Below are 12563 nucleotides of genomic sequence, written 5' to 3' on the forward strand. Positions count from 1 at the left end.
CAGCCCCTGTTTCGCGGAGATCGTCCATGGCCAGTTACCCGCAGATCACCATCGACAACAAGCTCGCCGGACCGGTCTCGGTCTACGATGCGTTTGTCGACAACACCAATGACACGAGCCTCGCCAACTATTTTGGCACCCTGACCAGCCTAGGCAGTGTGGGCGCGGCAAACGTTACTGCCTTTACGCCGATCCACGGTCCCATTTCCACCTACATCCTCTATGACAGCCAGAACACGCCGGTCAAGCGTGTGTTCACCCTGGGCACGGCCCCGCAGACCTTCGAGGTGAACCAGGCGGACCTCGATGTCATCGCCACCACGCAGAACTTCGTAAAACTGATGCAGGACAGCCCAACCCACCCGCTCGTGCAGCAATTCAACGTGTTGATCAAAGGTGGCAAGAGCAGCGCCCAGGACGTCGATGCCTTCTTCAGGAACAGCGCCGACTATAGCACCTGCTCCTACATCTCCTACATGCTGGTGATGGTTGCCCTGGCGCGCACCCCGGCCACACGCAACCTGCCTCCCGACCAACAGCGCTACAGCTTGTCGACGCTGCTTCAATACATGGGCATCGATTGGCCTTCTGGCCTGCCGGATATCATCCTCTCGAAGTTCTTTTGCTCGCAGGCCAACCAGCGCATTCAGCTCGGTGGCCAGCTCACGCTCAGTGACATTACGTTTGACAGCGGCGTGCTAGACCATGTGTTGGCCATCCTGCCTTCGCCAACCCTCCGTTTCACCGTGGTTGTCGACCTGGAGCCCGGTCTTGCCGTGGGCAGCACGCAACTGCAGTGCCTGTTCGATAACCTGTCCATTCCGATTGGGGGCAGCAGCACGATCGAACTGGACAAACCCACGGTAATGCTGTCGCTCCTCCCCCTGTTCAAGTTCGTGGTATTCGAGATCAAGGCCATTATGCCGTTCTCGCTGTTCAACAGCCCGACCTTCAACGCAATCGCCGCGATGACTATCGACAACGTCGAGGCGGAAATCGGCGTGACTCTAGATGGCAACGACCATACCCTACTCACACCGCCAGGTATAAAGGGGCTGCATTTCGATCAGTTCGGCGTCGGCATGGGGCTGTTCTTCGAGCCGCCTGGCTTTGCGCTGGGTGTCCAGGGCAAGTTCCATATCGGTGAAGGCAACCAGGTGGTGCAGCTTGATGACGACACCTTCGCGGTGGTGTGCGCATTGCAGGGTGAGGTGCCCAATCCGTTGTATCTTGCCTTCTACGTGCCACAGTTGAGCCTCATGCAGGTCATCACCCTGTTCACCGACCAGGCCTGCAACATCGATGTACCGGTCCAGTTCAGCGACCTGTCATTGCATTGGGCGGAAAACCCGATGGAGCCTGTCACCCTGCCGGATGGCAGCCTCGCGCCGATGGGGTACGGGTTCAGCGCCGCGATGGATCTGTTTGGGCTCGGCTTCTACGCCGACCTGTCGATAGACCTGAATAACGGCGTGCAAGGCAAGGCCGAACTTGCACCCTTCTCCTTTGGCCCGGTGTTTTCCCTCAGCGGCGATGGCAGCGGCGTTAGCATCAAGGTCGATGCCAGCGGTAACCCGATTGCCAACAATACCATTCCAAGGTCAGCAGCAGCCAAACAGGCTATCGACCAGGCGACCAGTAAGCAATTGGTAGCGCCCGGTGGCGCACAGTTGCAGATCAGCACGTCGAACTCGCCCTACTTCAAGCTCGATGCCCGCCTCGCGTTTCTCGGTTTCCATGACAGTATCGACGCCACCATCGACAAGAACGGCATCCGTTTCTCACTCGACTACGGCGCCATCATTTCCGGCACGATGGCCTGCGTGTTAAAGGACTTCCACAACTTCAGCGGCCAGTTCGCCTACGGCCCCAACTTCGACATTCCACTGCCGACGATTGCCGGCCTGAGCCTGGGCCATATCAACCTGACCGCGCAGATCGACACTACACTGGGGCTGTCCACCTCCACCAGCAACCTGGTGTTCAGCGCTGCGGGTGGTTTCGACTTCGAGGGGCTCACCTGCACCATCGGCCCATTCGACCTTGACATCGACATCAGCGGGCTCAGTGACGTACTCGCGGCAATCGAGCACTGGGTACTGAACAATGTACAGCAGCTGTTCGCCGGCCTGCTTGGCGATGCCGGCAGATGGGCGCAGGCGGTCTACAGCAATGCGATCCTGCCTGCCGTTCAAGGCGCCGAGTACGTAGTCAATGTGCTGAAGAATGCTTTCGGCAAGACGCTTGATGAAATCGGTTACTTGCTAAGAGGGTCGACGTACGCGCTGGATGAAGTTGCGAATGCTCTGAGGAGCACCTTCGGTGCCGCAGCCAGCGATGTCGCGGGCGCACTGACTACAGCGTACCAGGCGACCGACCAGGAGGTGGCCAAGGCCCTGCAGGCGGCCGGCTATGCTGCCGATCAGATCGCCAGTGCGCTCAAATCGGTCTTCGACCTCACGGGTAACGCGGCTGCAACCGTGCTCAATGGCCTGGGTTATGGCGCCGACCAGGTCGCCAGCGCGCTGTCCACGGCCTATGGCGCTTCTTCCCAGGCCGTGGCCTCCGCGCTGCGCGGGGTCGGCTACGGGGCCGAGGCGACCGCCCGTGCCTTGAGCGACGTCTTCAACCTTGCGCCCGATGCGGTCAATACCGTTCTGCAGGGCGCGGGCTATGCGGCGAGCGAAGTGGAGAGTGCCTTCAACACAATAGGAGGAGCGTTCGCCAGCTTTGCGCAAAGCACGTGGGATACCGTGACACATTACGCCGACCCATCGAACTGGTAGGGAACAGGTTATGTTGATGAGCAATAGCGATGCCTTGAATTCGTTTGTCCGGAAACTCCAGGACCCGGCGTTCTTCGCCAAGGTCGGCCCCAGTTTCGCCTTGCTCGCCCCCGGCGACTGGCACGGGCTGCTGCGCTGGAGCGAAGCACTGGGCTACAGTTTCACGTTGGCGGAACTCCATGCATTGTGCTTGGACAACCCACAAATCCTAGAGCCGTTGGCAGGCTCGGAGCACTTGCGCAACTGGAGCCAGGTCAGCCTCACGCAGCTCGCCAAAGGTCTGTAATGGCGTCGCCGCACATGCCTCGACTACAGTTGCTGGGGCAGCACCTCGCTGCCCTGCCAGGTCTGCGCCTGGAATGTTCGTGGCGGCTGCTGGACGGTCGCCTGCAAACCCGCCCCAAGCCCATGTTCTGGCTCGGGGCGGCCCACCGTCACAGCCGCGTCGACTTCGACCGGCTGCACGGTCTACTGTCAGCCCTGGAGTGCCCGTCGGCTTGGCTCGAACTGCACCGACAGTACTCGGTCACTTCACGCTATCAAGGTGTCGCGGTCGACCTTGACGCTCGGCACAATCGCGGCACGCTATTCATGCACTACCGCGATGAAACCGGCGAGCGTCGCCTTGGCCTTGCCTGGGATGGCGACAACTTGCAGCGCAGCGAATACTGCAGTGCGCGCCTGAGCCAGTCGGGCGAGCATCACCGTTTGCTACATCAGGTGCATGCCGTTCATCGCGACCTTCTAGCAGCGCTGCTGCGCGATACGCGGTTGCTCGACCAGGGCGGCTATTGGGTACAGCACCGTCAGGGGCAAGCTATCGAAATCTACTTGACCTACCCTTGGCATCCATCGTCAGGTCAACTCTGGCAGCCGTTTGACGCCCGATTGCTGGCACGACTACCTGACGGTTGGCAACGCCACCAGGAAGTACTCATTCGCCATATCGGCTTCAGTTGCCAGTCCGTTGCCGAGCCGACGCTGACCTTCTATACACCGCTACCACGCCCTGACGTCTGGCCAAGCAGCCAAGCGATGCTGGAGCGTGGACTCTACACGCCAACGCAGGCGGACGCCGCTGGGGCCAACGGTCACTGCCCATTGACGGCTATCAAGGAAGACAGCTCCGGTCGATAGCCGCGCGACCGTAGCGCCAGAAGTTCGATCCGCTACACCGTTGCCTCGCATCATAGAAAAATCTGCAGCGACGGCGAAAAACACCCAGCAATCTATGCTCACCAGACCTACCTCATGGAGCCGTTCGAAATGGACATTCGCCAGAAAACCATCGGGTTCGGTCTGGTCAGCATCCTCGCCGCGCTGTTGCTCGGCGGCAGCGGCCTGCTCGCCGAGCATGACCAGAACCAGGCACTCAAGCGCAGCGAGGACAGCATGGCCGCCCTGCGCAATCACATGGAAGGCGACATGATGCACGACGCGCTGCGCGCCGACGTGCTGGCTGCCCTGCTGGTCAAGCCAGCTGATACGGATACCGCCAACCAGGTGCTGGCCGACCTCGACGAGCACGCCAAGTGGTTCCGCAGTGTCGTGCAGAGCAATCTTGAGCTGCCCCTGGACGCCGATCTGCACCAGGCTATCAGCGACCTGGGCCCCTTGCTGGAGCAATACATCGCCAGTGCCACCTCGATCATCCAGCTGGCACTGAAGTCGCCCGAGCAGGCCCAGACGCAGTTGCCGGCCTTCGTCGCGGCGTTCAAGGAGCTGGAGCAGCGCAACAGCACCCTCAGCGACCTGATCGCCGGCAACGCCGACAAGAGCCGCGAGCAGAGCACCGCCACCCTGCACCAGGGCATCGCCGTGCTGGTCGGCGGGATGATCCTGGCCACCCTGGTCCTGGCGCTGTGCACTTTCCTGTTGCTGCGCTCGATCCTGCGCCCCCTGAGCCAGACCATGGCGGTGGCCGAGCGCATCGCCCAGGGCGACCTGACTACTCAGATCCAGGTCCATGACCGCGACGAGACCGGGCACCTGCTGCGCTCGCTGGCCGACATGCGCGACAGCCTGGGCAACATGATCAAGGCGATCCACGAAGAAAACCTGCTGCTGCGCGAGGTAGCCGATGAACTGGGCCAGGCCTCCAGCAGCCTGGTGGAACGCACCAGCCAGCAGTCCGACAGCGCCGTGAGCATGGCCTCGGCTACCGAGCAGATGATCGCCAACCTGGCGCAGATCGCCGAACATGCCCGGGATGCGCAGTCCATTTCCGGTCAGTCCGAGCGCCTGGCCAGCGACGGTGGCGAAGTCATCCTCAGCGTAGTCGGCGGCATGCAGGGGATCGACGAGGCGGTCAATCGCTCCTCCGAAACCATCACTGTGCTGGGGCAAAGCTCCGAGGAAATCTACTCGATCATCCAGGTGATCAATACCATCGCTGAGCAGACCAACCTGCTGGCCCTCAACGCGGCCATCGAGGCGGCTCGCGCCGGCGACGCCGGACGCGGCTTCGCCGTGGTGGCCGACGAGGTGCGCGGCCTGGCCGGGCGCACGGCGCAGTCGACCCGGGAAATCGCCGACATGATCGAGCGCATCCGTCACAGCACCGGCAATGCCGTGGACAGCATGCAGACTGGCGTCACCCGGGTACGCGCCGGGGTGGAGCTGGCCACCCAGGCCGGCGCGTCGATCCAGCAGATTCGTGAAGGGGCGCGCCGCGCCGCCTCGGTGGTCGAGGAGATCTCGCAGACCATCGGCGAGCAGACCAAGGCCAGCCAGGAGGTGGCGCAGCAGGTCGAGCTGATTGCCCGCATGTCGCGGGACAGTACCGACACCACGCGGCAGCTGGCCTCGGCGGCGCAGCGGTTAGGGGAGATTGCCCATGGTATGCAAGCGAGTGTGTCGCGGTTTCGGGTGTGAGGGGGCTGCGGGGTGCCCGACAAGAGAGTTGCAGCGCTCTTGAGATCGAGCGCCACCCGCGCGGCGCATCGCGACACAAGGCCGCTCCTACATCTGTTTCGGGCCAGTCAATCCTGTGCCATTACCGGGTCCGTCTTGTTGGTATGACGCGGTTTCAGCGTGGGCACCACTGGCGCCTCACCTGTCTCAAGGCAAGCGCCAAGGCGGGCAACCATAGCCTGACAGGTTCGGCACGTTGCAAAAAATGTAGGAACGGGCTTGTCCCGCGATGCGCCGCGCGGGCGGCGCTCGATCTTGTAGGCGCTGCAAGACTATCGCCAAGCACTTGGTGACCACACGCCTGGCACCGGCTATGCCGGTGATCGCGTGCCAAGCCCGCTCCCACGCTGATGATGATTGTCAACTTCGAACCCTGTACGAGCGGTTATGCGTCACCGTGCGGCGCTGGTAATGGTGTGTCCGTGCCGAGGCTATCAACCCAGGCCTGAACGGCCTGATGATCAATCACACAGTCAGTATCAACATCCGCCAGTGCTTCCAATGTTAACCGCATGTGTTCTTTTTCATTGGCCAAGATTGAGCAGGCTTTGATACGAGTCGCCATGATCGGATCTCCTCAGTAGTCGGGCTGAAACTGACCGCCCGCTCATGAACACCTTCACCAGTGCTCCATTTTGCAAGGCCGTTCAGCAGTTTGATGCAAAAGTAGCAAATGGTCATCCAGCGTCCATGGGCTGCAGAGCCTGGCACCGGCTGCGTGGTGATCGCGGTGCAAGTCGCACCGCCCCTCCCACGTAGCCAGTGCTGGTCTGGCTAGAAATCCACCGAGGTAGAGAACAACAACGACCGCGGCGTCCCCAGCCCACCGGACAGGCCACTGCCATCGCCGCCGTTCCACGACCCGATCCAGTAGGCCTTGTTGGCCACGTTCTGCACGGTAGCGCGCAAGGTCACCGGCTTGTCCGAGATCTTCAGGCTGTAGCGGGCGCCCAGGTCGAAGATGGTGTAGGACGGCAGCGACAGGTTGTTGGCATCGGTGGCGTAGCGCCGGCCGGCATAGTTGGCGTTGCCGGTCAGGGTCAGGCCGGGAAGCGCGCGCAAGTCGTACTCGACGCCGAGCTTGGCCAGCACCTTGGGCACGCCAGTGGCCTGGTTGCCCTCGTTTTCCTTGCGTATCGATTTGGTCAGCTCGGCCTTGGTGTAGGACGCGCCCCCCAACAGGCGCAGGCCCGGCTCGAGCTCGCCGAAGAACGACCATTCCAGGCCACGGTTGCGCTGCTCGCCGTACACGCCGTAGATCTGCGTGGCCGGGTCGGTATAGGCGCTTGGCTTCTTCACCTGGTAGACACTGACCGTGTGGGCGAAGGTGCCCAGGTCGAGCTTGGCGCCCAGCTCGTACTGCTTGGTCTGGTACGGCGCCATGATCGCGCCCGCGTTTCGCGCGTTGTCCGGCGCGATGCCGCCCTGGCTCAGGCCTTCGATGTAGTTGCCGTACAGCGACAGCTCGTCGGTGACCTTGACCAGCAGGGCCGTGGCCGGCGATACACGGCTTTCATCGTAGGCCTTGGAGGTGCGCTGGTGGTTGCCGTCGTAGTTCGACGCTCGCACGTTCTGGTGGCGTGCACCCACGGTCCACTGCACCTTGTCATCGAGGAACGACATCGTGTCGAGCAAGGCTTCGCTGCTCAGCCGGGCGCGCATGCGCGAGGTGACGTTGCCGTACTCGCCGATCTCCGGGCGCGGGCCGTAGTCCAGGTTGTAGTAGTTGGTGAGGATGCGCGTCGGCAGGCGCTTGTCCTTGAAGCTGTTCTCGGAGTCGTAGCGGGTGGCCGCCAGCGACCAGGCATGGTCCACGGGCCCGGTGGCGAAACGCCCGCGCAGGCCGACTTCGCCAGACTTCTGCTCGCCGTCGCGGGCCGAGCGGATCGGTGTGGCGGCGATGTCGCCGGCATCATTGAGCAGCATGCCGCTCGTCATCAGCGCGTTGTAGCCCCCTTCCCTATGGCCCCAGCCGGCAAAGGCGGTAAGCGAGTCGTTGAGGTCGTACTCGCCGCGCAGCACTACGGTGTCGGTGTCGTTGACGGTGTAGCCCCACTCCGGAGCCAGCGAGTGATCGCCCTTCTTGGCCTTGGGCAGGTGGGTCACCCCGGGGCTGATCGAAGAGATACCGAAATAGTTGACCCCGTCCATGCGCTCGCGCTGGTGGTAGTAGTCCAGCGACGCCCTCGCCCGCTCGCCGCGCCAGTCCAGGGCCAGCGACGACAACTGCATGCGGTGCTGCTGGTCGTCCACCGGGGTGTCGCCGTCGCGGTAGACGCCGTTGAAGCGCACGCCGAACTGCTTCTGGTCGCCGAAGCGGCGGCCGATATCGGCATGCATGCCGGCCAGACCGTCGGACTCGTAGGAGGCGGTCAGCCGGGCCAGGGGCTCGTCGCCGGCTCGCTTGGGCACGATATTGATGCTGCCGCCGACGCTGCCGTCGGGCGGCATGCCGTTGAGCAGCGCCGACGGGCCCTTGAGCACCTCGATGCGCTCGGCCAGCTCGGTGGAGCCGCGCATGTTCGGCGCCATGCTCGACAGGCCGTTGAAGGTAATGTCGTTGCCGGTGCTGTAGAGGCCACGAATAAAGAAGGTTTCGAAGATGCCGCGCTTGCTCGGCACGTAGACCGACGGATCGGTGGCGCCGATCACCGAGCCGATGTCCTGGGCCTGGCGGTTCTCGATGTATTCCTTGGTGTAGCTGATGGCGTTGAACGGCGTTTCGCTGAAGTCCTTGTTGCCCATCAGGCCGAGCCGGCTGCCTGAGCCGACCTGGCCACCGGCATATTCCGGCGGCGGAGCGCCGAGGGCGTCGCGGGTGTCCTGTACCAGTGTTTCCGGCAGGGTCAGGCCCTCTTCCTTCACATCGGGGGTCTGTTGCTGCGCCGAGGAGGTGGGGCGTGGCGGTTGCGCGAAGGCATTGCCGGCAAGGGTGGCCATGCCCAGCAGCAGGGTTATGTGCAAGGCCCTGCGGGGCAGGTTTGGGGCCTTGGGGTATTGCAGTGGCGACATGAGGGGTTCCTTTGGGACGGAATGGTAATGTTTCTCATTAGTCATTCCGTACGAGGCGGTGAATCCCTCAACAGAAATTACAGTCATTTGGCCACTATCCGTGTAGGAGCGGCCTTGTGCCGCGAAAGGGCTGCGCAGCGGCCCCAGGATTTCAGCGTTGACGCAAAGATCGCCGGGGCCGCTTTGCGGCCCTTTCGCGGCACAAGGCCGCTCCTACAGGGAGTGTGTCAAATGGCAGGATCAGCCCTGATACCCCTTCACCACTTCGTCCGCTACCCGCTCCAGGCAGGTCACGCTGGCCGTGCACAGGTACCAGGTCTGCGGGTCGACGAACACCACATGGCCGTTTTTCCACGCCTTGGTCTGGCGCAGCAGCGGGTTGTCCAGGGTCTCGCGGTCCAGCGCGGCCCGGCGCTCCATCACCGCCGTACGGTCGATCACGTAGAGGATGTCCGGGTCGGCCTGGTGAATGAACTCGTTGGAGATCGGCTGCCCGTGCAGGCCGGCCTGCATGTCGTCGCTGGCCGGCTTGACCCCGAGGGTGTCGAAGATGAAGCCATAGCGTGAGCGCACACCGTAGGCGGTGAACGCGCCGTTGTTGTGCAGCACCACCAGCGCCTTTTCCGGGCGCCCGTCGGTCACCTGGCGTACCTGGGCCACCTTGGCGTCGATGCGCGCGGCGGTTTCCCGGGCCCGTTCTTCCTTGCCGAGGATCCGCCCGACGGTCAGCAAGTGCTGCTTGGCGGTCTCGATGACGTTGCCCTGGCGGTTGTCCATATCGATGTCGTAGTGCACCGTCGGGGCGATCTGGCTCAGTTCCTGGTAGCTCTGCGCCTGCAACGGCGAAATCAGGATCAGGTCGGGCTTGAGCGCATGCAGGCGTTCGAGGTTGGGCTGGATGGTGGTGCCGACATCGGCCACCTGCGGGTCGTCGCGGTACTTGACCAGGAAGCCCGCCACATAGTCCTTGGCGATGCCGACCACCGGCGCGCCGAGCTGGTCGAGGGTGTCCAGTTCGCTCATGTCGAAGGCCACCACGCGCTGCGGCTGGTGTTCGACCAGCGTGGTGCCCAGGGCGTGCTCGACCCTCACCGGGGCGTAGTCGGCGCTGGCGGCGCGCTCCTGGGCCGGCGGGGCCTGGTCGCAGCCGGGAAGCGCGGCCGCCACGGCGGCGGCCAGCAGTATCTTGCAGATTCCGTTCATACCAGCTCTCTCGATAGTGATGGGTTGAAGTAGTTGCAGACAAAACCGTGCGCGCTGGGCAGGATCTCGAAGGCCAGGCCGAACAGCGCGCGCAGGTTGGCCTGGGTGACCACCTCGGCGACCGTCCCGTGGCTGTGCACGGCGCCGCCCTTCATGGCGACGATGTGGTCGGAATAGTTGGCGGCGAAGTTGATGTCGTGCACCACCAGGATCACCGTGCGCCCCTGCTCGTCGCAGAGCCTGCGGATCGCCTGCATGATCTGCACCGCGTGCTTCATGTCGAGGTTGTTCAGCGGCTCGTCGAGCAGCAGCAGGTCGGTGCGCTGGGCGATGGTCATGGCCAGGAACGCCATCTGTCGCTGGCCGCCGCTGAGCTCGTCGAGGTAAGCCCCGCGCAGGGGTTGCAGCCCCAGGAAATCCAGCGACTCGTCGATCACATGCCGGTCGTCGGCGGTCAGCAGGCCGCGGCTGTACGGGAAGCGGCCGAAGGCGACCAACTCCTCGACGGTGAGGCGCAGGTTGAAGTCCAGCACCTGGCGCAGGGTGGCCACGCGGCGGGCGTAGTCGGCGATGGCGATGCGACCGATGTCCTGGCCGTCGAGCAGGATCCGCCCGCGATTGGCCGGCAGCAGCCGGGCGATGCACATCAGCAGGGTGCTCTTGCCGGCGCCGTTGGGGCCGATCAGCGAAGTGACCTGGCCTGCGGGAAACGCCAGGCTCACATCGTCGAGCACGGTCTTCTCGCCGTAGGCCTTGTGCAGGTGTTCAAGGGTGATCATGGGGTGCCTCGGGTGCGGACCATCAGCGCGAGGAAGTACGCGCCGCACACCAGGTTGACGAGGATGCTCACGCTGGTCCGGTAGTTGAACAGGTGCTCGACCAGCAGTTGGGCGAGCAGGAACATGCCGATGGCCACGGCGCAGACCAGTGGCAGGGTCACCTGGTGCCGGGCGCTGCGCGCCAGGGCGTAGGCGATGTTGGCGACGAACACGCCCATGAACGCGGTCGGCCCCACCAGGCTGGTGGACACCGCCACCAGCACGGCGATCAGCGCCATCTGCAGGCGCAGGCAGCGGCCATGGTCCAGGCCCAGGGCGATGGCCTGGTCGCGCCCCAGCGCCAGTACGTCGAGCACCCGCGTGCCGCGCGCCACCAGCAGCGCCACCGCCGCCACCAGCAGGCCCGAGTACAGCACCTGGGCCGGCTGGGCGCGGTTGAAGCTGGTGTAGCCCAGGCTCTGCAGGATTGAGAATTCCCCCGGACTGGTCTTGAGCTGGATGAACTGGGTGAAGGTGCCCAGCACCATGGTCAGCACCAGGCCCAGCAGCAACAGGCGGTAGACATCACCCCGCCCCTCGCGCAGCAGCCAGCGTTGCAGCAGCCACGAGTAACCGAGCATCAGCGCGATCGACAACAGCGCGTTGCCCTGGGCGCCCAGCAGCGCCACGCTGGCGGTGCCCAGCCACAGCACCAGCAGGGCCTGGAACAACAGGTAGATGCCTTCGTAGCCCATGATCGCCGGGGTCAGCACGCGGTTGCCGGCCAGGGTCTGGAAGATCACCGAGGACAAGGCGATGCACACCCCGGCCACGACGATCGCGCCCAGGCGCACCAGGCGCTTGGGGATCACGTAGCTGAAGTCCATGCCCGAGCCCAGCAGCAGGAACGCCAGCGCCAGGGCCGGCAACAACAACCAGGCGACGCGGCGCATCATTTGCACTTCCACAGGATCAGCAACAGGAACAGCACGCCACCGACACTGCCGGCGGTCAGGCCAATGGGTACCTCGTAGGGATGGATCAGCAGCCGGCCGAGGATGTCGCAGGCCAGCAGCAGCGCCGCGCCGCACATGGCGACGATGGGCAGGGTGCGCTTGAGGTTCTCGCCGTAGCGCAGCGCCACCAGATTCGGCACCACCAGGCCGACGAAGGGAATCGCGCCCACGGTGATCACCGTGGCCGACACGGTCACCGCCACCAGCACCAGGCCGAGGATGGCGGTGGCCGCGTAGTTGAGCCCGAGGCTGGTGGCCATGCCCTCGCCCATGCCGAGCACGGTGAAACGCTGGGCGTACAGGTAGGTGAGCACGACGATCGGCAGGATCAGGTAGATGATCTCGTAGTTGCCCTCGATCACCCGCGAGAAGTCGCCCAGCAGCCAGCCTTGCATGCTCTGCAGGATGTTGTGGCGGTAGGCGTAGAATTCGGCGATGGCGCTGAGCAGGCTGCCGTACATCAGGCCGATCACCGGCACCAGCACCAGGTTGGTGAAGCGGATGCGGCGGATGATCGCCACATACACCAGGCTCGCCAGCAGGCAGAACACCAGGGCGAACAGCATGCGCCCGCTGGCCCCGGCCCCGGGCAGCACGGTCAGGGCCACCAGGATGCCCAGCTTGGCCGCGTCGAGTCCGCCGCAGGTGGCCGGCTCGACGAAGCGGTTGCGCACGATCTGCTGCAAAATCACCCCGCAGATCGACAGGCCGACACCGGTCAGCACCAGCGCCGCCAGGCGTGGCAAGCGGCTGGCGGTGAGGGTCAGCCAGGCATCGTCGCTGGCCGACCACAAGGCCGACCAGGACATCTGGCTGGCCCCGACCATCAATGAAACGCCACACAGCAGCAACAACAGCGTTGGCAGCAGCACCCG

10 protein-coding genes are annotated in these 12563 nt (G+C 64.0%); 4 read left to right on the top strand and 6 right to left on the bottom strand.

Annotation, left to right across the window (positions count from 1 at the left end):
• Positions 1 to 26: 26 nt before the first annotated feature.
• The 4 genes from POF53_RS05670 (at position 27) to POF53_RS05685 (ending at position 5660) form a co-directional block, all read left to right on the top strand.
• Positions 27 to 2786 carry a phage tail tape measure family protein gene (locus POF53_RS05670; protein WP_232856221.1) on the top strand — a complete coding sequence of 920 codons (2760 nt, stop codon included), beginning with the start codon at positions 27 to 29 and terminating at the stop codon, positions 2784 to 2786.
• A gap of 16 nt (positions 2787 to 2802) precedes the next feature.
• Positions 2803 to 3072, top strand: a complete 270-nt coding sequence (locus POF53_RS05675) for a hypothetical protein (protein ID WP_232856220.1) — start codon at positions 2803 to 2805, stop codon at positions 3070 to 3072.
• Between the two features lie 14 nt (positions 3073 to 3086).
• Positions 3087 to 3923 (top strand): hypothetical protein, encoded by an 837-nt coding sequence (locus tag POF53_RS05680; RefSeq protein ID WP_475858567.1) that lies wholly within the window; start codon positions 3087 to 3089, stop codon positions 3921 to 3923.
• Positions 3924 to 4037: 114 nt separating this feature from the next.
• Positions 4038 to 5660 carry a methyl-accepting chemotaxis protein gene (locus POF53_RS05685; RefSeq protein ID WP_498966762.1) on the top strand — a complete coding sequence of 541 codons (1623 nt, stop codon included), beginning with the start codon at positions 4038 to 4040 and terminating at the stop codon, positions 5658 to 5660.
• Between the two features lie 424 nt (positions 5661 to 6084).
• On the opposite strand, the gene POF53_RS05690 is transcribed toward POF53_RS05685, so the two are convergent.
• The 6 genes from POF53_RS05690 to POF53_RS05715 form a co-directional block, all read right to left on the bottom strand.
• The gene (locus tag POF53_RS05690) at positions 6085 to 6264 is read right to left on the bottom strand and encodes a hypothetical protein (RefSeq protein WP_498966764.1); all 180 of its coding nucleotides are present in this window, start codon (positions 6262 to 6264) and stop codon (positions 6085 to 6087) included.
• 209 nt (positions 6265 to 6473) lie between these two features.
• A complete protein-coding gene (locus tag POF53_RS05695) occupies positions 6474 to 8711 on the bottom strand; it encodes a TonB-dependent receptor (RefSeq protein ID WP_498966766.1) in 2238 nt (745 codons plus the stop codon).
• Positions 8712 to 8951: 240 nt separating this feature from the next.
• On the bottom strand, positions 8952 to 9914 hold the full coding sequence (locus tag POF53_RS05700; protein ID WP_498966768.1) for a siderophore ABC transporter substrate-binding protein: 963 nt from the start codon (positions 9912 to 9914) through the stop codon (positions 8952 to 8954).
• Positions 9911 to 10693 (bottom strand): iron ABC transporter ATP-binding protein, encoded by a 783-nt coding sequence (locus POF53_RS05705; protein ID WP_254463675.1) that lies wholly within the window; start codon positions 10691 to 10693, stop codon positions 9911 to 9913. The genes POF53_RS05700 and POF53_RS05705 overlap by 4 nt, the downstream gene beginning before the upstream one ends.
• A complete protein-coding gene (locus POF53_RS05710; RefSeq protein WP_498966803.1) occupies positions 10690 to 11625 on the bottom strand; it encodes an iron chelate uptake ABC transporter family permease subunit in 936 nt (311 codons plus the stop codon). Before POF53_RS05710 ends, POF53_RS05705 begins: the two co-directional genes overlap by 4 nt.
• Complete coding sequence (locus POF53_RS05715) at positions 11625 to 12560, bottom strand: ABC transporter permease (protein WP_498966805.1); 936 nt, start codon at positions 12558 to 12560, stop codon at positions 11625 to 11627. Before POF53_RS05715 ends, POF53_RS05710 begins: the two co-directional genes overlap by 1 nt.
• Between the last annotated feature and the right edge of the window lie 3 nt (positions 12561 to 12563).

It is taken from the genome of Mitsuaria sp. RG, assembly GCF_028369275.1.
GTDB lineage: Bacteria > Pseudomonadota > Gammaproteobacteria > Pseudomonadales > Pseudomonadaceae > Aquipseudomonas > Aquipseudomonas peradeniyensis.